This window comes from Rhizobium sp. BK418 (assembly GCF_004341105.1).
Taxonomy (GTDB): Bacteria; Pseudomonadota; Alphaproteobacteria; order Rhizobiales; family Rhizobiaceae; genus Rhizobium.
In genome coordinates, this window is record NZ_SLZK01000010.1 from 127,921 (window position 1) to 147,552 (window position 19,632).

General features: G+C 57.9%; 17 protein-coding genes and 3 pseudogenes. 10 read left to right on the plus strand and 10 right to left on the minus strand.

The features are described from left to right. The first annotated feature begins 244 nt into the window (after window positions 1–244). The 4 genes from EV281_RS28645 to EV281_RS28660 all read left to right on the plus strand — a co-directional run bounded on the left by EV281_RS28645 (window position 245) and on the right by EV281_RS28660 (window position 6,321). On the plus strand, window positions 245–943 hold the full coding sequence (locus EV281_RS28645) for an MgtC/SapB family protein (RefSeq protein ID WP_132658017.1): 699 nt from the start codon (window positions 245–247) through the stop codon (window positions 941–943). A gap of 285 nt (window positions 944–1,228) precedes the next feature. Next, the gene (locus EV281_RS28650; RefSeq protein WP_132658019.1) at window positions 1,229–2,401 is read left to right on the plus strand and encodes an efflux RND transporter periplasmic adaptor subunit; all 1,173 of its coding nucleotides are present in this window, start codon (window positions 1,229–1,231) and stop codon (window positions 2,399–2,401) included. Then, on the plus strand, window positions 2,398–5,607 hold the full coding sequence (locus EV281_RS28655; RefSeq protein WP_132658020.1) for a multidrug efflux RND transporter permease subunit: 3,210 nt from the start codon (window positions 2,398–2,400) through the stop codon (window positions 5,605–5,607). Before EV281_RS28650 ends, EV281_RS28655 begins: the two co-directional genes overlap by 4 nt. Window positions 5,608–5,616: 9 nt before the next feature. Then, the gene (locus EV281_RS28660) at window positions 5,617–6,321 is read left to right on the plus strand and encodes an alpha/beta fold hydrolase (protein WP_132658022.1); all 705 of its coding nucleotides are present in this window, start codon (window positions 5,617–5,619) and stop codon (window positions 6,319–6,321) included. Window positions 6,322–6,822: 501 nt separating this feature from the next. Here the strand turns inward: EV281_RS28660 and EV281_RS28670 are convergent. The 5 genes from EV281_RS28670 to EV281_RS28690 form a co-directional block, all read right to left on the minus strand. Further along, complete coding sequence (locus EV281_RS28670) at window positions 6,823–7,878, minus strand: AI-2E family transporter (RefSeq protein ID WP_348631037.1); 1,056 nt, start codon at window positions 7,876–7,878, stop codon at window positions 6,823–6,825. A gap of 18 nt (window positions 7,879–7,896) precedes the next feature. Further along, window positions 7,897–9,339, minus strand: a complete 1,443-nt coding sequence (locus EV281_RS28675) for an amidohydrolase family protein (RefSeq protein ID WP_132658025.1) — start codon at window positions 9,337–9,339, stop codon at window positions 7,897–7,899. Between the two features lie 130 nt (window positions 9,340–9,469). Further along, complete coding sequence (gene arcA, locus EV281_RS28680; protein ID WP_132658027.1) at window positions 9,470–10,714, minus strand: arginine deiminase; 1,245 nt, start codon at window positions 10,712–10,714, stop codon at window positions 9,470–9,472. Between the two features lie 18 nt (window positions 10,715–10,732). Next, window positions 10,733–12,166, minus strand: a complete 1,434-nt coding sequence (locus EV281_RS28685; RefSeq protein WP_132658029.1) for a basic amino acid/polyamine antiporter — start codon at window positions 12,164–12,166, stop codon at window positions 10,733–10,735. A 314-nt stretch (window positions 12,167–12,480) separates the two neighbouring features. Further along, window positions 12,481–12,834 (minus strand): hypothetical protein, encoded by a 354-nt coding sequence (locus tag EV281_RS28690; protein ID WP_132658031.1) that lies wholly within the window; start codon window positions 12,832–12,834, stop codon window positions 12,481–12,483. Between the two features lie 623 nt (window positions 12,835–13,457). On the opposite strand from EV281_RS28690, the gene EV281_RS28700 reads away from it, so the two are divergent. Beyond that, window positions 13,458–14,660: an AraC family transcriptional regulator gene (locus EV281_RS28700; RefSeq protein ID WP_245508393.1), complete on the plus strand. Its 1,203-nt coding sequence runs from the start codon at window positions 13,458–13,460 to the stop codon at window positions 14,658–14,660. A gap of 216 nt (window positions 14,661–14,876) precedes the next feature. Here the strand turns inward: EV281_RS28700 and EV281_RS31905 are convergent. From EV281_RS31905 to EV281_RS28715, 3 genes and pseudogenes are all read right to left on the minus strand, one after another. After that, window positions 14,877–14,982 (minus strand): annotated as a pseudogene (locus EV281_RS31905) (VapC toxin family PIN domain ribonuclease); the annotation flags it as partial. Beyond that, entirely contained in the window at window positions 14,979–15,233 is a 255-nt protein-coding gene (locus EV281_RS31910; protein ID WP_132658033.1) for a plasmid stabilization protein, read from the minus strand. The pseudogene EV281_RS31905 and the gene EV281_RS31910, both read right to left, overlap by 4 nt. Window positions 15,234–15,747: 514 nt before the next feature. Next, on the minus strand, window positions 15,748–16,059 hold the full coding sequence (locus tag EV281_RS28715) for a DUF736 domain-containing protein (RefSeq protein WP_132658035.1): 312 nt from the start codon (window positions 16,057–16,059) through the stop codon (window positions 15,748–15,750). Window positions 16,060–16,500: 441 nt separating this feature from the next. Here EV281_RS28715 and EV281_RS31330 point away from each other — a divergent pair, with 441 nt between their 5' ends. Then, window positions 16,501–16,671 (plus strand): hypothetical protein, encoded by a 171-nt coding sequence (locus EV281_RS31330; RefSeq protein ID WP_165911986.1) that lies wholly within the window; start codon window positions 16,501–16,503, stop codon window positions 16,669–16,671. A 58-nt stretch (window positions 16,672–16,729) separates the two neighbouring features. Here the strand turns inward: EV281_RS31330 and EV281_RS28720 are convergent, their stop codons facing one another. Then, entirely contained in the window at window positions 16,730–16,993 is a 264-nt protein-coding gene (locus EV281_RS28720) for a WGR domain-containing protein (RefSeq protein ID WP_132658072.1), read from the minus strand. A 710-nt stretch (window positions 16,994–17,703) separates the two neighbouring features. On the opposite strand from EV281_RS28720, the gene EV281_RS28725 reads away from it, so the two are divergent. The 4 genes and pseudogenes from EV281_RS28725 to EV281_RS28740 form a co-directional block, all read left to right on the plus strand. Beyond that, a complete protein-coding gene (locus EV281_RS28725) occupies window positions 17,704–17,955 on the plus strand; it encodes an AbrB/MazE/SpoVT family DNA-binding domain-containing protein (RefSeq protein ID WP_132658036.1) in 252 nt (83 codons plus the stop codon). Continuing rightward, the gene (locus EV281_RS28730; protein ID WP_132658038.1) at window positions 17,952–18,350 is read left to right on the plus strand and encodes a type II toxin-antitoxin system VapC family toxin; all 399 of its coding nucleotides are present in this window, start codon (window positions 17,952–17,954) and stop codon (window positions 18,348–18,350) included. Before EV281_RS28725 ends, EV281_RS28730 begins: the two co-directional genes overlap by 4 nt. A gap of 421 nt (window positions 18,351–18,771) precedes the next feature. Further along, window positions 18,772–18,951, plus strand: coding sequence for a hypothetical protein (locus EV281_RS28735; protein WP_132658040.1), 180 nt, complete (start codon window positions 18,772–18,774; stop codon window positions 18,949–18,951). A gap of 10 nt (window positions 18,952–18,961) precedes the next feature. Then, window positions 18,962–19,411 (plus strand): annotated as a pseudogene (locus EV281_RS28740) (zeta toxin family protein); the annotation flags it as partial. 59 nt (window positions 19,412–19,470) lie between these two features. On the opposite strand, the pseudogene EV281_RS31915 reads toward EV281_RS28740, so the two are convergent. Next, window positions 19,471–19,632: pseudogene (locus EV281_RS31915) on the minus strand (IS30 family transposase); the annotation flags it as partial.

Here is a 19,632-nt window from a genome sequence, read left to right on the forward strand (position 1 = left end):
AAACATCAAACCGGGGCTGCGATAGCACCTATGGATGCAGGCGCCGTGACGAAGCGTAACCGCAGCAGGATGTTTACCATGGTCGCTCCGATTGGAGTTCACCTCCCAAAAGCAAAGTAAGAAAATAGGTGAAAGGATGCCGGCTTCTTTCTGCACGAGGGTAAATGCTTTCCTGCAGGAGACATCACTCACCGATGTCCCGAGATAGGCGCAACTCACACCGTTAAACGCAGGAGCAATCGATATGGACGCCAGTCAATCAATTCTCCTTAAACTGGTGACCGCGTTGCTGCTCGGGACGCTGATTGGCGCCGAAAGACATTTGAAGCAGCGGAACTCAAATCTTGTGACGCATGCGCTTGTTTCCCTCGGTGCCGCGTCCTATGCGTCGCTTCCGAGCGCAATGGGCTTCGAATTCGATATGAGGATGGGCGCCCAGGTCGTCACCGGTATCGGCTTCCTTGGGGCGGGTCTCATCATCCGCGACGGCACCAACATCAAAGGCTTGAGCACGGCGGCGACGGTCTGGAGCACCGGCGCGGTCGGCGTCTTCGCCGGCTATGGGCAGCTTCTCCTGGCAGCCGAAGCGGCCTTTTTCATCGTCGTCTTCAATTACACGCTTCCCAAGATTGGAGTGTATATCGAAGCCTGGTCTGTGGTCGCGCCGGAACAGGAGCGCATCTACGATATTAAGCTCAGATGCGAAACGGATCATGAAATAGCCGTCCGAGCGACGCTGCTGCAATCGCTGAACGCCAGCAAACTGCAGTTCCGGTCGATAAAGAGCCGCCTCGTCGATGCCAGCAACTCGATGGAAATCGAGGCGATCGTCTTCGCGAAAGGCGACCAAGACAGCGTTGTCGAACAACTCGTGGGCCAGCTGAGTTTGAGATCGAATGTTGCACAAACAAGCTGGTCAAAAATCGACGAGGAGGCCACCTGAGACGTGAGGTGGCGCTTCTTGGGCGGCAGAGAAGGCAGCGCAGGCCTCCCTCTCGCCGCTTGAGGCTCGACTGCGGCAGCGGCAGCATCGGGCCGTGACATGATCAGCCGTGCGATACCGGTCCGCCGAGGGCCTTCGTAGCGCCAATTTAGGACAGGACGCACCATTGGGAACGCTTGCTGCTCTCCACGTATGGTAGTAGAATTTGAGCATAGGCTAATTATTGTAGACTGCTTACATCCGCCTTCAATTATCGAATTTTTTGGTTCTGTTGGAGACATGTCGATGAAGTTCTATCGTCGAGTTTCGCCGACATTCCTAATGTTATCGTTCGCAGCTCTGATATCGGTGCCGCAAACCCTGGCGGCACAGGCTGGTCCGTCGGTTGGCGTCCTTTCCGTGCCGGTCGAGGACGTTTCGCCGAAACACGAATTCGTCGGACGTGTGGAGGCAGTCAATGCCGTCGATATTCGGTCGCGGATCGAAGGCTTCATCGACCAACGTCTTTTTGACGAAGGTCAGCTGATCAGTAAGAACCAGGAGCTCTTCCTGATCGACACGCGATCCCTGGACATAGCGCTGGCTGACGCCAAAGCAGCGCTGGCGAGCGCCCAAGCGGCATTGGCCGATGCTCAACGCCGCGTCGCGCGAAATCAATCGCTGAGCAATCAAACCGTACCGCGCGCGACGTTGGAGGAAAGCCAGACTGCCGTCGAAACAGGCCAGGCAAGCCTCCTGTCGGCACAAGCACGCGTGAGCCAGGCCGAGCTCAATCTTAGCTACGCCCGGATCGTCTCGCCGATTGATGGCCGCATCGGTGCTGCGCAATTGTCGGTCGGAAGCTTTGTAAGCGGCAGTTCAACGGTGCTGGCTCGCGTGGTCGCAATGGACCCGATCCGCGTCGTGTTCTCGGTGAGCGATCGCTCAATCCTCGAACTACGTGCAAACCGAGGCAATATAGGCAAGGAGGAGCTCGCCGGCAGCTACAAGCCCAGCCTGAGGCTGTCGAACGGACAAGCTTACGCGGAGCCGGGAAAGATCGAATTCTTCGGCAACGAAATAGACCCGGCGACAGGAACACTCGCCGTTCGGGCACTGTTCTCCAATCCGGATTCGCTGCTTGTTCCCGGCCAGTTCGTAACGGTCGTCATATCGGAAAGGGAAAAGACGCTCCGTCCGGTTGTGCCGTTGGGAGCGGTGCAGCAGGATCGGGATGGCAAGTACGTTCTGCTCGCGAACGCGCAGAATGCCGTCGAATTACGTCGGATAAAGACGACCAAGCAGATTGGGGGAAGCTGGGTCGTGGACGATGGTCTTGAAGGCGGGGAGAAACTGATCGTCGACGGCCTGCAGAACGTGTCGGAAGGCATCGTCGTCGAGCCTAGGGAAGTTTCCCCGCCCGACAGCAGCGCAATCTCGCTCGCACCCACGGAATCGCAAGCGGGTTCAGGACAATGAACCTGTCAGCGCACTTCATTGCCAGGCCGAGATTTGCAATGGTCATCGCCGTCGTAATGATGCTTGCGGGTGGCCTGTCGCTCTTCTTGATACCTGTCGCCCAGTTTCCGCAGATCACGCCGCCCGAAGTGCAGGTGACAGCCAGCTATCCCGGCGCCAATGCCAGCGTCATGACCGACAGCGTGGCAGCACCGATTGAGGATCAGGTAAACGGCGTTGAGGACATGCTCTACATGTCGTCGTCAAGCACCAACAACGGCACCTATAGCCTTACAGTTACGTTTGCGGCGGGCACCGATCCAGCAATCGCGCAGGTGAACGTTCAAAATCGGGTCGCAATGGCACAGCCGCGCCTTCCCGCTGCCGTGACGCAAGCAGGCGTTTCAGTCAGAACTCGTTCGTCGAGCATGCTGCTCGGCTTTGCGATCTACTCGCCGAAAGGGACCAGGGACGAAGTCTTCATCAGCAACTATGCGATGATCAACATCCGCGACGCGATCGCCCGCCTTCCCGGCGTTGGCGAGGCGAGCGTGTTCGGCCCAGCCTACAGCATGCGGATCTGGATGAATCCGGATCGCATGCAGGCTCTTGGAGTAACCGCGACCGACCTGACCGCGGCGATCCAGGCCCAAAATGTCCAGGCGTCCGCCGGCCAGCTCGGTTCGCCCCCGTCGCCCAGCGGTCAGCAGCTGCAGTTGACGGTCATGGCCAGAGGAAGGCTTGCCGATGCAGACGAGTTCGGCAACATCATCATCCGCACCAACAAGGACGGAGCAATCGTCCATCTCCGCGATGTCGCCCGGATCGAGCTCGGCGCGCAATCCTACGATACGGCATCGACCTTCAATGGCAGGCCGAGCGCCACCGTCGTCGTCTATCAATCGACCGATGCGAACGCGCTGGCGGTATCGAACGCTGTTCTCGGCCAACTGCAGACGTTGTCGAAACAATTCCCCAATGACCTCGCCTATACGGTCGTTTTCGACACGACCGCTTTCGTTCGGCAGACCATCCAGGAAATTTTCGTCACTTTGGCGATCACCTTCGTGCTCGTTGTCGTTGTCGTGTTCCTTTTCCTGCAGGATTGGCGGGCGACAATCATCCCGACGCTGACGATACCCGTTTCACTGGTCGGCGGTTTCGCCGTGCTTTATCTCATGGGCTATTCGGCCAATACGATCACGCTTTTCGCGATGATTCTCGCGATCAGTCTTGTCGTGGACGACGCGATCATCGTGGTGGAAAATGTCCAGCGCGTCATGAGCGAGACGGGCGTTGACGTGCGTGAGGCGACGCTGCGCACGATGAGCCAGGTTACAGGCCCAATCGTGGCGACGACATTGGTGCTGGCCGCGCTCTTCGTACCGGTTGCTTTCCTCGCTGGCATAACCGGCGAACTCTACCGTCAGTTCGCGGTTACCATCCTGATCACGATCACCTTCTCGACGATCAACGCCCTGACACTCAGTCCGGCGCTCTGCGTCCAAATCCTCCGGCCGGCAAATGAGACCCGCGCGAAGTTGTTTGGCGGGATAAACCGAGGCCTTGATGCATGGCGACGATTTTATCTTTCCCTGCTTGCGGCTTTCGCGCGCAAAATTGCCCTCAGCCTGCTGTTTTTCATGATGATCGCGGCAGGTGTCTACGGTCTCTACCGCATCTTGCCGGTGGGTTTTGTTCCCGCCGAAGATCAAGGCTATCTCTTCATGAACGTGCAATTGCCCGATTCGGCTTCCCTCGAGCGCACGCAGGAGACACTCGCGACGGTCACCTCCATACTTCAGCGGACGCCAGGGATTGCGAATACCATCGCCATTGCCGGGACCAGCATGATAGGCGGCGGCGGCTCCAACTCAGCGATGATCATCTCAGCGCTCACGCCATGGAGCGAACGCGGGCCGGACAAGAGCGTCTTTGCCTTGACGAATGGACTTCGAGCGGCGTTCACAAAGATTTCGACGGCATCGGTGGTACCGTTCAATCCGCCGGCAATACCTGGTCTCGGGACGACCGGCGGCTTCGACTTTCGCCTTCAGGCGCGCGCCGGGCAAAGCCAGGAAGAGCTTGCCGAGGTGATGCGCGGGCTGATCGTCGCTGCAAATCAGACGAAGCAGTTGACCGGCGTCTTCAGCACGTTTTCCGCCAACGCGCCGCAGATCTATCTCGACATCGACCGACGGCGCGCCGAACTCTTCGGCGTCTCGCCGGCGACGATCTTCACCACGCTGCAAGCGCATCTGGGATCTGCCTATGTCGACGACTTCAACATATTTTCGCGCGTATACCAGGTCCGGATACAGGACGAGCCTCTGTTCCGGTCGCGCATCGAAGATATCCAGCGGCTGAGAGTGCGAAGCCAGTCTGGCGATCTGGTGCCTTTGCAAGGATTGCTTTCCATCTCGATCATCTACGGACCAAACTCGGTCAACCGTTATAATCTTTTTCCATCCGCCGCGATCAACGGCCAGGCTGCGGCGGGTACGAGCACAGGGGATGCCCTGAGCGTCATGGAGGCGCTCGCTGCGGAAAAGCTGCCGCCGGGCTTTGGTTATGAATGGACAGGACTTGCGCTTCAGGAAAAGCAAGCGGGCGGACAGACGGTCATCATCCTGATCATGGGGATCATTGCCACCTATCTCTTCCTCGTCGCTCAATATGAAAGCTGGAGCGTCCCGCTCGCAGTGATGATGTCGGTGGTCGTCGCTGTGCTCGGGGCCTTAGCCGGATTGGCAGTCGGCAGTATCGATCTCAATATCTACGCCCAAATTGGCCTGCTGCTGCTGATCGGGCTTGCAGCCAAGAACGCCATTCTCATCGTGGAGTTCGCCAAGGAGCGCCGGGAAGAAGGTTTCAGCATCATGGAAGCGGCAAGCGAAGGGACGTCGCAACGCTTCAGGCCGGTGCTGATGACGGCGATGGCCTCCATACTGGGCGTGGTACCGCTGGTAGTGGCAACCGGAGCCGGAGCAGCCAGCCGCCAGGCGATCGGCGTTACCGTTCTCGGCGGGCTGCTGCTCGGAACGATTGTCGGCCTCCTCGTTATTCCTTTGCTCTATATATTGGTTCAGACGGTGAGGGAGGCTGCCAAGCGGAAGATATTTGGTGCCGCCGGTGCCGAGAAGAACCGCCGTTCTACCGCGGCGACCAGCACGAATGAAGGAGGGACAGCCGCTCGGATTGAAGCTGGAAACGCTGAAGTGGAGTAGATCTGGCGCATGATCGCTAATGCCGGTGAGGATGGTGCGGAATATGTCGTGCTGGTGCATGGGCTTGCGCGCGGCAGCGGATCTCTACGGCTTGTCGAGAAGGTGCTGACGCGTCGCGGATTCCTTGTCATCAATAACGGGTATCCCTCCACTCGCGCGACAATCTCTGAACTTGCGGGCTACGTCGGTGATGCAGTGGCGATGTGCGGTGCAAGACGCGTCAATTTCGTAACCCACTCCATGGGGGGAATCCTCGTTCGCTATTGGCTGGCGCATCGGCGTCCTCCAAATCTCGGGCGGGTCGTCATGTTGGCGCCGCCCAACAACGGATCCGAAATCGTGGATATTTTCGGAGAGACGCTGCCATTTCATTGGATCAACGGCCCAGCCGGACGCGAGCTTGGAACCGGTCCGGCGGCATTGCCGAAGCTTCTGCCGCTTCCGGATTATCCCGTCGGCATCATCGCAGGCGACATGTCGCTCAATCCGCTTTTCAACCGCATCATCAAGGGGCGAAACGATGGAAAAGTGTCCGTCGCTTCAACGAGGCTGGAGGGCGCGGCTGACCATCTGGTGCTACGCGTCACGCACACATTCATGATGTTCAATCCGATCGTTATCGCCGAGACAATCAATTTTGTCGAAAACGGCGCGTTTCAACACGGCCTGACAATGCAGGAGGCGCGCCTGGCGCTGCTCGCGATGTTCCAATAAAGGACGCGGCGCCTTCCTTGCTTTCAAAGCGGTAAACCGGACTTGTCTTTGATAGGCCGACAATCTTGGGCAAGAGAAGAACAGATTAGCAAAAACGCACGTATAGCGGTATCCTGACCGCTGATCAAAGGGAGGTGCGATCCATGAATCTGGTTCGGATGGCGGCAACCGCCTTGTTCGGAATTGCAATCGCATGGACAAGCGCTGAACCGTCGTACGCGGCTTCGGCGCGGGTGACGGCCACGGTGCAAGTCCGATCGGGACCTAGTACTTCATATCGTATCGTCGGTCAGTTACGACGAGGCGACAGGGTAAACGTCAACCGCTGCTCATCGTCGCGAAGGTGGTGCAACGTCAACTCCCGGCATTCCCGCACCGGCTGGGTCAATTCTCGTTTCCTCGATCGTGTTTCGGGGTATGGCAGTCGTCGGGGCGGTGTATGCTTTTACGGCGCTCGTGGCTATGTTTGCCTCGGCCGTTAACGCCATCTCCTGGCGGATTTCAGGTCGAGACGCCGCCGCGGTCGGCTTCGCTGCCGCGTCCCAGCAGTTCGGACACCCATCGGCTGGATGGGTGATGGCGGCAGAACGTGACTAGCGCGATGGAGATCGGTACCCCGATGAACGCGCCGAAAATCCCCCACACATAACCCCAAGCAAAAACGGAAAACAGCACGACGACTGGCGAAAGGGAGAGAGCATTGCCGGACACGCGCGGCTCGATATAGCTGCCGAGTGTAAACTGAATGATGTTGAGCCCCAGGAAGATGGCAATCGCCGACTGCCAATTATCAAGCTGAATTAGCGCGAACGCGGTGGGAAGCAACGTTGCCACGAGCGGACCGATGAAGGGTATGTAATTCAGAACGAAAGCAATCACACCCCATTCCTTCGCAAGCGGCAGCTCGAAGCCGCTGGTGAACAACCAGATGAAAAGCCCCGTCGCGATGCTCATGATCGTCCGGATCCGCATGTAGCGGCGAAGCTTTTGTGCCGTTTCCCGGCTGCCGTCGAGGAGCAATTTTCTCGCAACGGGGTTTTGCATTGTCTTGATCCGGCTCTCGAAGCCTTCGACCTCCATCAAGCCGAGAAGCAGGTATGTGAGAGCGATCAGCCAGAAGCTGAACGTGCTGTTGACGCGGCTCGTCACAGTCTGAACCACCCGCATTACTGAAGCGGTGCCGACGTTGTCGGCCCAGATCACATCGACGTCGATGCCGTGGTCCTCCAGCCACCGACGAAGTTCATCATAGTGTTGCTGAAAGCGAGCGGTATTGTCGACCATCCACCCGCCGACGCGCCCGAAAGACCAGGTGAAGATCCAGCCGAACGCCAGAAGGGCCAGCATCATGACGGCCAATGTCACCAGAAGCGCAATGTATCGTGGCAGGAAGGTCTGCACGCGATGCTGAACCGGCCATAGAAGGGCTAGCGCCAAAAACGCCAATGCCAGCGGCGCAAGCACCGTTGCGCCCGCCGGCAAAATGGCGATCACGAAAAGCGCTGCAACGACGACTTGAGCCGAAGGAACCGCTCGATGTCGACCTGCCCGCATCATTATCCTCGTCTGGGAAAGTCAGAGTGTGTTCTTGAAAATCTGGCCGTCCTTCATGACGACCTTCAGATTTTTCTCGGGATTGTCGACCAGTCTTATGTCATCGAGCGGATTGCCGTCCCAGACGAGCATGTCGGCAAACGCCCCCTTTTCGATGACGCCCAAGCTGCCAGCATAAGGCGCGCGCAAGTTTGAGAGCGTCAGAAGACTTGCATTGCCTGATGTCGCCATGCGCAGGGCCTCGGCGTTCGTGTACCAGTTGCTAAGATGCGTGAGCATGGTGTTCTGGCGAGCCGTCAATTCGGGCGAGAACAGAAGATCCGAGCCCCAGGCGGTCTTGATGCCGTACTTCTTCGCGTATCCGTAGATTTTCGGTGTTCCGACAAAAATCCGCGCGGCGCGCTCGGCGCCGACGCCAGTCTGCGAGGCGGTATCTTCCATCGACAGGAAAGGTTGGGTGCTGAGCCAGATATTTCTGTCGGAAAACATCCTTGCCGTCTGCTCGTCCATGAGGTGGGCATGTTCGATACATGCCGCTCCCGCGGCGACGGCGCGCTGGACGGTGTTGGACGCGTAGGCATGGACCGTTACATATGTGTTCCAGTCCCTTGCCACATCGACCGCTGCGCGAATTTCCTCCTCGCTGAACGTGGTCATGTCGAGCGGGCTGCGTGGAGACGAGACCCCTCCTCCTCCGACAATCTTGACCTGCGACGCTCCCTGGAGAAGTTGCTCGCGCACTCGGCGTTTCAAGCCTCCGACATCATCGACGATGGCCGCGCTTCCCATCATTTCACTGAGACTGAGCTGGCCGTCTCTTGGAGGGATTTCAAACGGCATGCGCAAATCGCCATGACCGCCCGATGTCGTGATCATCGCCCCGGACGGGAAGATGCGCGGACCGGGAATAATGCCGCTATCGATTGCCTGTTTGAAGGTGAAGACCGGGCCGCCCAGGTCGCGGATGGTGGTAAAGCCTCGGAGCAAGGTGCGTTCGGCCTCTGCGGTGGAGGCGGCAAAGATGATGCCTGGGTCGCCCGTCATCAGGACTTGCAGGGGAACCGCTGCATAAATCGCGTGCCAATGCGCATCGATCATGCCCGGCATCAACACACGGTCGTCACAGCCGATGATCATCGCATCCTCGGGCGCGGGATTGTTTGCCGGATCGATGGCGACGATCCTGTCCGCTTCCACCAGCACCTGCACGCCGTTTTGCAACGTGTCGGATTTGCCGTCGAAAAGCCGGATCTGCCTCAGAAGCATCTTTGACGGTCGCTGTGCCGTCTGCGCGTTGCCAATTCGGGGAGCCATGCCGGCGACGGCAACCGATCCGATGCCAGCAAGGAAATTTCGCCGCGAATAATCGCTGAGATAACGGGATCGCTGTTGAAGATTGGGATTTGCACAGCCGCAACCCGCGTCGTGGACGAGATGGCTATATTTCCTACCAGTTCTAAACATGGCATTTCTCCGGAAATATTTCTGAAACGCGTCGTCGCCACGACAATGAGTCACCCTGCACAGACGGTGGTTGTTCGGGCTTCATCGATCCCCACACCCAGCCCTTCGCGAGGGCCGCCTTTTTTCTCGATTAATAGTCGACGGCGTCCCGAGCGATAGGGCATGTCATGCAATGCCCGCCGCCTCGCCCACGCCCAAGCTCTGCACCGGTGATCGTGATCACCTCGATGCCTTGCTTGCGCAATAGGGTATTGGTGTAGGTATTGCGGTCATAGGCATAGACGACACCTGGCGAAGCGCAGACAAGATTGGCGCCGCTATCCCATTGGGTTCGCTCGCGCATATAGTCGTTTCCGCCAGTCTCGACGACGCGCATCGTCCTTAGTCCAAGCGCGTCGCGTACAGTCTCGATGAAGGAGCCCGTGTCCTTGTGAAGTTCGATGCCGCCTTTGCCGTCAGGACGATAAGAAAAGGCTTCGATATTGTTGACGATGTCAGGGTAGATCAGCACGCAATCGCGGTCCGCAAAGGTGAAAACCGTGTCAAGATGCATGGCGGCCCGCAGCTTCGGCATGGCGGCTATGATGACTCGTTCGGCGGCGTCCTTCTCGAACAGCGCTGCCGCCACCTGGCTGATCGCCTGCCGCGACGTGCGCTCGCTCATGCCGATGAGGACGTTGCCCTTGCCGATCGGCATGACGTCGCCGCCTTCAATCGTCGCAAGGCCCCAGTCCTTCGTTGGGTCACCCCACCATACATTGACCTTGCCGGCAAAATCCGGGTGGAACTTGTAGATGGAGGTGGTGAGGATCGTCTCCTCGTGACGAGCCGGCCAGTAAAGCGCATTCAATGTCACGCCCCCATAGATCCAGCAGGTCGTGTCTCGAGTGTAGAGCGTATTCGGCAGCGGCGGCAGCAGATATTCATTGACGCCGGCCGCATCGCGTATCAACGCCAGTTGCTCGCCCCCAATGGCTTCCGGGAATTCAAACGTCGACAGGCCGCCAATCAGCGTTTCGGCAAGATCCCGATCGGAAAGCCCTTCCAGATAGGATCGCACTTCATGCAGAAGGCCGAGACCGATCTGGTTGGCGACGACCTGATTGTCGAGGATCCACTTCTTGGCCTCGGGGATAGCAACCGTCTCGGTAAGCAGATTATGCATCTCGACGACCTCGATGCCGCGATCGCGCATTTTGGTTATGAAGTCAAAGTGGTCCCGCTTGGCATTGTCGACCCACAGAACATCATCGAAGAGAAGCGCGTCGCAATTTGTCGGCGTCAGACGCTGATGCGCACGGCCGGGCGCGCAAACCATGACTTTTCGCAGTTGGCCAACTTCGGAATGCACGCCAAATGTGATTTCCTGTGTCATCGATCTACTCCTATGTCATCAAGGCGTGATGGTGCCGCTGAGCAGGCCGTAAAATCCTACGAGCCCCGCAATCACAGTGACGGCGAAAACGATGAGTTCGATGCTGGTGAAAAGCGTCACTTTCTGCTCACGCCGCGCCCAGACGTAGAGGATGGTGCCCGGCACGAACAAAACGCAGACGAGCAGCACGTATTTCAGGCCTGCGGCCACAAACATGACGATCGTGTAAATCAGGGCGATCCAAGCAAAGACCTGGTCGCGGCCGCGTTCCTCGGGTGTCTGCTCATAGCCTTCGCCGCGACGCGCAAGCAGAATCCCGTAGCCTGCGACCAGAAGGTAGGGCAGAAGGGCCGTCACGCTGGTCATGTCGAGCATGAAGTTGAAAGCGTCGCGAGACCAATATGTCGAGATGACGAACAATGAGACGACGATATTCGTCAGCCACAACGCGTTGGCCGGCACCCGATTTCTGTTTTGCGTTGCAAAAATCCTTGGCATGTCCGCTGATTTGGCGGCGGCAAACAGGACTTCGGCGCAGATCAACGACCATGCGAGATAAGCGCCAAGGACCGACACCAGAACGCCGATCGAAATGAATACCGCGCCCCAATGGCCGACGACCACTTCCAGGACGCCCGCCAGAGAAGGATTCTGGACCCCCGCCATCGTTGCACGCGTCATCGCAGCGTATGGAAGCAAAGTAATCGCGACCATCAAACCGGTCACCCCGATGAAGCCAAGGATGGTCGCCGTACCGACATCGGCGCGGGTCCTGGCGAAGCGGGAATAGACACTCGCTCCTTCAATGCCGAGGAAGACGAAGACCGTAATCAGCATCGTGTCACGAACCTGCGCCACGAGAGATTTTTCCGGCATATCCACGCCGCCGAAGAAATTGGCGGAAAACTGCGCGTAATTGAACGCAAAGGCCATAGCCAGGATGGCGACGACAATCGGAACGATCTTGGCAATTGTGACGATCACATTGATGAAAGCGGCTTGCTCGACGCCGCGCAGGATCGTGAAATGGAAGGCCCATATTCCAAGGAGTGAAACGACAATGGCGATAATGGTGCTTCCGTCGCCAAAGATCGAGGGGAAGAACAGACCGAGGGTCGAACCGATCAGGACCCAGTAAAAAACGTTGCCAAGGCAGCTACCAAGCCAGTACCCGAAGGCGGAAAGGAAGCCCATATAGTTTCCAAAGCCCTCTTTGGCATAGGCAAAAACACCGGAATCGATTTCCGGTTTCTTTTCCGCCAGAGCCTGAAAGACGCGTGCTAGCATGTACATGCCAGTGCCGGCGATCATCCATGCTATGATCGCGCCGAACGGGCCAGTCGCTGTCCCAAAACGGCCGGGAAGATTGAATATACCGGCGCCGACCATCGAACCGACGACCATGCCCGTCAGTGCGAAAAGGGATAATTTTTGCGTAGAAGCCGAAGCCATATTGCCCTCTCAGGAAGGTTGTTCGGACTTTTCGAAGATGTCGTGCAGCAGGAACGTGCGTTTAACCCGCACTATAAAATGCTTCCGTCGCGGCCGTGATCGCACAGAATCCCACAACTATGCTTTGCGTCTTAAAGTGGCGAATTTCGCCAAGTTAGCCAACAATGCGTTAAGCCGCGGAGCCGGGAGCGGAGACCAGCTATAGTTTGGTTCGCCTGGACAGAGATTCGTCCCGTTGCAAGCGGTGGATTGCAATCAGCGCGCCTACTGCCACGACGGGCGTTTCGGCCATTTTGAACACAGGGCACTTCTGCTCACGGCACGCCGTGAGAACAGGATAGAACTGGGGCAGTAGATGCCGGCGGAAAGCAGGCGAGGCTGCCGCCTGCTGCCGCGACAAGGAAGGAAGCGCAGATGAGCGCTATTGCCGAACGCACGAATTCGCGGCGTCGGCTTGCAGGATCTCGTTCGTAGGTCTCGCCGGTCGAAACACGTTTGGAGGAATAGGCGGAGACGAGGAAATAAGGGATCCGGATCAGCGAGCTGGTCAGTTCGATGGCCGGGTGAAGCGACATATGGCGCAACAGAGATAGGATCAGGAAGACCTGCACCGCGATGTTGGCCCGAGCGCGCGCGGCGGCACGAGGGCGCTTTTTTTCACACCTCAAAAATTCGTCTCATATTCGAAGCAGAAAACAGCATTTTTCGCCGCAAGTAGATCCCAGGAGAGATTGGGCGATCAATAGGCATAGGTGCCGGTGTCCAGATCTGGCCTTCGTTCCGACAGGGTCTGGAACACGAAGGCGAACACCAACATCTGGAAACCAGGGATCATCATTTGCGCCAAATGGGCCTGTCACGCGGCCGAAAGCTCGTTGGAGCGAAAGATACCAGCGCCTGTCATAGACCCTGAGCACATCGCGTCAGCGTCTACATCGAGAATTTGCGTTCGGAAGAGGAACTCACGAACGGCGCTTAAACAACTCACATTATATGATGTCCGCGGCGCCGGTGATGGTAGGGAATGTCATACCTATGCTCTTCGTCCACCGGGCAGAGCGACTTCAGATCTGTTGGTATAGTGGACACAGGTGACCTGCGGGTCGAAGCGAGGCGAAAACGCCAACGATGTCTGTTCGGTAGACGGACCGGAATAGGTTGTGAAGCGACAGTCAAGTCAGACACGCTCGGTTAGGTTGTGCTTTATTGTTGCTTATGCTAATGGATGATCTCAAATCTGGCGTGAGCATCTTCCGAACGGCCAGACATGCAGTTGAAATGCGAATTTTGGTTGGAGACCTTCTATGTCGACTTCCGCTTTTCAAAAGGCAGTCTCGTCTGCGCAAATATCATGACAGCTTTCCAGATAGGGACGCAGCAAGCAGCCTTTCGCCCAGCGCAACGTGCGTCTGAACGCAGTGCGCCGGACAAACACGCATTCGGACCAGTTAACAGGCCGCAGTCGTCAAATCTGTCTTCCTTTGAGTTCGCAACGAGCGCCGTACCTAGGATCCGCCAGTTTGAGGCGTGGCGGACCAATTTCGCCCCGATCTTTGATCTCGACTCCACGCGTGACGTGAGGAGAGGGTTCGTCGGCAAGCAGCGCGCCTGGGATCTCGGCTGCTTTGTGTTTTCGCATGTTACGACGGATCCCCTGCAGTTCCAGAGCATAACACGTTATCTCCGCTGGGAGCCACTCGACCACTTCATCCTGTCGATTTTGCTTTCCGGAGAGACGTATACGGAAACCCCTTCCAGGATATTCCGTGGGACTGTCGGGGTCACGCAAGTCCATGCAATGGGTCGGCGGTTCCACGGCAATCTGACGGCGAGCGAGTTGCTCATGTTGTTCGTGCCGCGGGATTTTTGCCCGCACGTGACCCAGGCTTTAAGCGCTGCGGAGTTCACGACGTTGGAAGGCGGCATGGCACGATTGTTCCATGACTATATGATCGGGCTGGCCAACGAGCTCCCGTTCATCCAACAAGCTGATCTTCCCGCGCTGGTCGAGGCAACACGCGCGATGATGCTCGCTTGCGCTTCTCCTTCGGCCGGCAACATCCACATGGCGGGTCACCCGATCGCAATAACACTGCTCGAGCGTGCAAAAAAAATCATCCAATTGAGGCTGTTCGACCCGACACTGGGAGTTCAGACGCTCAAGCGGGAATTGGGGGTTTCGCGTTCGCGGCTTTACCGGATGTTCGAGGCTTTTGGCGGCGTTAGGCACTACATCCAACATAGGCGCCTGCTCGAAGCGCACGTAGCCTTGGCGAACCCGCGCGATCAACGCCGTATACTCGATTTGGCAGAACAGCACTGCTTCAATGACAGCACAGAGTTCAGTCGCGCTTTCAAGCGGGAATTCGGCTATAGTCCAACCGAGGTGCGGAACGGAAGGAGAAGCAATTTTCCTTGCCGACAGTCTCCGGCGCTTGAGGAGAGCGATCCCGCAAGCCGGCTTGGAACAATGCTGCGCAGGCTGCACGGCTGAACCAGCCACACAAATCAACTCATTATCTCTGGAAGCGACGACAGATGAGGGCCGGGGGATCGCCAACGCCAAACGTTCGTCTCAAAATTTGAGTTGGGCGCGGGCGTCTTTGACGGGCCAAGGCCCGTGAAGATCAGCACGGGATCGGAGCCGATACGTACTCCGTCGTGAAGTCAGCCGAGTCCGATCAACACTGCCGTTGTCGTGACCATCGATGGAAAGGAACAGCGTCTCGATGGCTTGAGCGTCCAACCAAGCCACCACTGTCTCATCAGGAGCCGATTTCCACGGCTCGGATAACATTGGTATCCAGCAACATTATTCGAAAGTCATCGGTTCCGCAGGCGTCCTGTCGCGACCATTCTGAAAGGCTCCAACATCGTCGTCGGAAAGCTCAGCGTCTCGACCAATGGCCGCCAGTAAAGAGCCGAGCTTGACGCGTTCAGGGGGACGAACCGCGGCCTCGATAATGTGACGGATCTCGGCCTCGGTGCTTCGGCCATGACGAGCCGCTCGCAACCGCAGAGCCCGATGCGTTTCGTCAGAAAGATTTCGAATGGTAACCGCAGGCATCGACATCATGTCCATAAAAATGATGGCTTTGATATCAAATCACCCACAATGACATCAACCTTCAAGGCGCTCGATAACAAGGGCGAAAACCAAGTCTATCCAGGCCTCGCGCTTGAACGGAGCGGGAGCGACGATCCTAGTCCACCTTTCGTCTCAGAAGCGCCAGTGAGGGTATATCGGCTCGGTTGGATGGACCCGACTTGAGACTGAAGCTGCAAGGCTGCTTTCAGTCGCGGTTGACCAAAGAGCAGACCTCCAGGCAGCCGTGGAAATAGCACTCAGCATTACGGCCCTCGCTACCCATGAGGGATTGATCGGGATGCTGGTTGTTGCTCTCCTTGATTGCTGCGGCCCGATCGACGCCGTTTCGGTCGCACCAGGAACGCGACCGCTTGCCATCATGGATGGCCAGACACGTCGGCCCACATCCGCAAGAAGGCTGGAAGCGGCTTCGAAACCGGCTCCGAATCCTATGTTTCGCAAGGCCCCGCCTCTTCGGCGGGGCCGGCTCGTGTCAGTCCTGGCTGACGCGGCGCGACCAGATCAGCTGGTATCCGTCTTCACCCTCGACCTCCGAGAGTGTCGCGTAGATCGGTGCGGAGAAGCTTGGATCGTCGAGCTTGACCGAGAGGTAGTCGCGACCCTGCTCCGAGGTCTTCTGCCAAGCCGCACCGAGCTCGACGGCGCCGGCGTAGATGCGGTAATGCGGGCCCTTGTCGGAGGGATTGTCGATCCGGGCGATGCGAGCCTTGACGTTGAGGGCGAGGGTCCGGATCGAGCCGGAGAAGCCAGTTTCGTTGGAGGTGAAAGTGCCGATGGTTGCCATTGTCCTGTTCCTTTCGCTGTTTCGGGGCCGCGCCCATCGCGGCCTCGATGGCTGTCGAAAGACCGGGGACGATCGGACCGCACCCATAGGGCCGGAATGCAATGGAGGACGGCAAGTCGCAATTTTGTTAGTCGGCGCGGAATGGCGGCGAAGCCGCCAAGGGTAAGAAAATTGCGGCTGCCGTTGCGTGCTCGATCGAGGCGAAGCCGATTTCCGGTCAGACATGCCTCATCGAGCCCGCTGATGGGCCGCCCCGGCAACGCGAGTTCAAAGGAACGGCATCGCCAATCCCGCGCCTCTTTTCGCCGGAGCTCGCTGATGATCGGTTCTTCTCAACCCATCGACGACAAGACAGAACAGAGCCTGGAACGGTCCCGACCCGCCAGTTGCCAAGGCTGACGCAGCAGATATCGTTGCCGAACGATTCGTTGCCGAGGAAATATGCGCCAGAAAAAGCCGTTCATCGGCGAGATCAAGAGGCCCAGGAAGCCGAAGACGGGCCTTTGCAAACCGGCTATCTGGGGTGATCTGGATCTCCGTCAGGATCAGGATGTTGCGGCCACGGCACCGACGAACGGACCGGCTTCGGTTTCGGAAGGCGCGCCCGACTGATGCGGGTCGAACGCGGTGTCTTGCCGGCGAACTGGGACCTGCGATCGCAAGGGATCTTTCATTCACCCTGCCGCCCCGCGCCAACCGGCGCATATCCCTTTTTTCGCTTTCGGCGGACGAGCTCCAGGAAATGCGAAATCGCCTGTTGGTCACTGGAAAAGACTTCGCTTTTTTCCCCTCCAGCCCGGCCGATGCGCCCCCAGCTGCGCATGACGGCGATCTCTCCGAACAGCGTCGGCTGGAGCGAGAGGTCATAATAACGGGCCATGTTTCGGCTCGCATCGATACGCTGACAATAAAGGTGGTAGGAGTGAATTGGCATGCGTGCAGCATCGCCGGCCTTGTGGGGCGCGTCCAACGACAAGTTTGAATCGATCTGGTCGCACCGATTCATGACGATGATGGATCGCCGGAAGGACTGTCTGGCACGAACCGCCCGATCTGCGTGCGCCGCGATCGTACTCGTCATCGCGCACGGGATGGTCCGTCGGTTGAGCCGCGGCGCGACGCCCGGCGGCGCGACCTGCAACCGAGCTTCCATGCCCAGTGCGTCCAGGCCGAGGGTGCACAAATCCTCGTTGAAGTCGCGTCGTTCCGGCGAGAAGGGTCACCTCGATCCCGGCCGCGTTCGCCCGACTGTTCGGGCTCAATGGAACGGCGGACCGATCAGGGCTCTCCACGGGCTCGGTGTCCCAAAGGGCCGTCGGTCTTCCATCCGCCACCGTGCCGGGCATTACAACCCCAACGGCCAACAACGGGAAGTTACAAAGGGTAGGGGACAGCCTCGCCGACTTCGAAGGACGTCAACTGGAAGCAGGGCTAGAGGGAAAACTCCGGAATTATTCCCATCATGAGTAAATACGTTCCCGCGGCAACAACCAGCGCACGATGCTGCGAAGCGGTTAGCTCGTTAGCGCTTCGGTTGAGCATGGGCAAAAGAGGCGGTCGCGGACAACCTCGACCGTCGTGGAGGTTGAAAGTAAGTGAAATTTACATTACTTTTATAGTTCGTATATAGCCCGGGAGAATTTCGTGCCTTCAGTAGCTCTCTCAATGAAAGGTCAAGTCACTCTCAAACGCGACTTGCTTGCGCATCTCGGTGTAAAACCCGGGGAGCGGATCGAATTCGAGAAACTGCCTGGCGGCGAGTTACGAATCCGGGCTGTCCGTGCGACGGGCACGATTGGTAATTTTATCGGACGGCACGCCGGCAAGGCGAAGAAGACCCTGACGATCGAGGAAATGAATGAAATTGCAGCCGAGGGCTGGAGCGACGACGCGTGAAAATCGCAGTTGATACGAATGTTCTGGCGCGAGCGGTTTTGCAAGATGATCCTGAGCAGGGGCAGGCAGCCGCAAAACTTCTCGAGGAAGCCACATTGATTGCCGTTTCATTGCCAAGTCTTTGTGAGTTGGTTTGGATCCTGCGGCGCGGTGCAAAACTTTCCACAGATGATGTTGCACAGACAATCCGTGATCTTCTGGCGACGGCTAACGTCTCAATGGACAGGCCGGCCGCGGAAGCGGGTCTGGCTGTTCTTGAAGCTGGAGGTGATTTCGCAGACGGTGTCATCGCACATGAGGGAGCCTGGCTTGGGGGCGAGATTTTCGTGTCTTTCGACCGAAAAGCGGTCGAGTTGCTGAATCTCCAAGGTCGGCAAACGCTTCTTGTGACCTAGGTGGTTGCTGGAGGAGCCAATCCAAGTGCGTCACGCCTGTTTTGCAGGGATGGCGATCTTTTCGTGACCGACGATCTCAGCCGTCTCGCTCAAGATGATGCAGCGCGCGAAAGGCATGGCCTCTGGTTTGCCGGGTAGGGGTTATCTTCCTCACGCCGCGCATTGCGGATTCGGCATAGATCTTGGCTTCGGGGAATGCGGTCTGCAGGCGTGCCTTCCGGTCGGCCTGCTGGGATTGTCATCGCCAAGGACATAACCGATGATCTTCATGCGGGTCTCCTCCTTCTAGTCGTCGAACCCATTTCCGAGATAGATTCGGCCCGTTGCATTCAGTGTTGCTGTCGGCGGCACCTGGAACAAGCGATATTTGCAGCCGACGGGCTGTCGCATTATGTTATGGAGGAATGGAAGGAGATCGTCGATGCTGTTGGAGAAATACCGCGAGAATAAGCAAGCCTGGAAGCAGATCGGCCGGGAAGCCATTGCCGAGAGCCGTCGTATGGGCCTAACGATCTCTGCCAAGGACCGTCAGAACGAGGCGAAGGATAAGGCCCAGCGCAAGCGCAAGCGCAAGGAACGTGCTCCGGCTACCGTGAGGTAGCAATCGCTTCATGCCGGAATTGTCGTGCATCCTCCTCGCAGGGCCGAACGGCTCCGGCAAAACCTCCGCCTTCGCGAAGCTGAATCTTCAGGGTGTCTGGATCAACGCGGACGAGATCGCCAAAGCGATGCCAGCGGCCGATGACAGATCGACCGACATCCAAGCTGGTCGAGCTGCCCTCCTGAAAATTGCCGAGATGATCGCCACCCGGCAGTCTTTCATTTTCGAGACGACGCTGAGTAGTAACCAATCGCTGAGAATGATGCGCGATGCCAAGGCGGCCGGGTTCACGGTCGGCCTCTACTACGTCGCTCTGGATTCCGTTGAGACAAACATCGAGCGTGTCAGACAGCGTGTCCTCAAGGGCGGTCACGACATCCCGGAGGAAAATATCCGTAGGCGGCACGATGGATCCTTCGAGAAGCTGACCGAAGCGCTCACAATCGCGGACGAAGTTCTGTTGATCGACAACTCAGGGATAGAGCCGCACGAGGTCTTCGCCATCAGCGGCGGCAGACTATGCGAGGCCGGAAACACACCGTCGCGCGGCTTCCTGGAGCGCAGTGGACGACGTTTGCGACGCGCCTCCGGGAGATACTGATAGAGGCCAAGCCCGTAATCTTCCTTGCTGTAAATGAACCGGTAGATTGTCTCTTTACAGACGCGCACGAGGCTGCGCCC

What these genes read in the sequence shown, in the direction of transcription:
- EV281_RS28660 (WP_132658022.1), top strand. Translation starts at nt 5,617, where the DNA reads ATGATCGCTAATGCCGGTGAGGATGGTGCGGAATATGTCGTGCTGGTG.
- EV281_RS28670 (WP_348631037.1), bottom strand. Translation starts at nt 7,878, where the DNA reads ATGATGCGGGCAGGTCGACATCGAGCGGTTCCTTCGGCTCAAGTCGTC.
- EV281_RS28715 (WP_132658035.1), bottom strand. Translation starts at nt 16,059, where the DNA reads ATGGCAACCATCGGCACTTTCACCTCCAACGAAACTGGCTTCTCCGGC.
- EV281_RS28650 (WP_132658019.1), top strand. Translation starts at nt 1,229, where the DNA reads ATGAAGTTCTATCGTCGAGTTTCGCCGACATTCCTAATGTTATCGTTC.
- EV281_RS31330 (WP_165911986.1), top strand. Translation starts at nt 16,501, where the DNA reads ATGCGCCAGAAAAAGCCGTTCATCGGCGAGATCAAGAGGCCCAGGAAG.
- EV281_RS28735 (WP_132658040.1), top strand. Translation starts at nt 18,772, where the DNA reads ATGCTGTTGGAGAAATACCGCGAGAATAAGCAAGCCTGGAAGCAGATC.
- EV281_RS28720 (WP_132658072.1), bottom strand. Translation starts at nt 16,993, where the DNA reads ATGCCAATTCACTCCTACCACCTTTATTGTCAGCGTATCGATGCGAGC.
- EV281_RS31910 (WP_132658033.1), bottom strand. Translation starts at nt 15,233, where the DNA reads ATGCCTGCGGTTACCATTCGAAATCTTTCTGACGAAACGCATCGGGCT.
- EV281_RS28685 (WP_132658029.1), bottom strand. Translation starts at nt 12,166, where the DNA reads ATGGCTTCGGCTTCTACGCAAAAATTATCCCTTTTCGCACTGACGGGC.
- EV281_RS28675 (WP_132658025.1), bottom strand. Translation starts at nt 9,339, where the DNA reads ATGTTTAGAACTGGTAGGAAATATAGCCATCTCGTCCACGACGCGGGT.
- arcA (WP_132658027.1), bottom strand. Translation starts at nt 10,714, where the DNA reads ATGACACAGGAAATCACATTTGGCGTGCATTCCGAAGTTGGCCAACTG.
- EV281_RS28645 (WP_132658017.1), top strand. Translation starts at nt 245, where the DNA reads ATGGACGCCAGTCAATCAATTCTCCTTAAACTGGTGACCGCGTTGCTG.
- EV281_RS28655 (WP_132658020.1), top strand. Translation starts at nt 2,398, where the DNA reads ATGAACCTGTCAGCGCACTTCATTGCCAGGCCGAGATTTGCAATGGTC.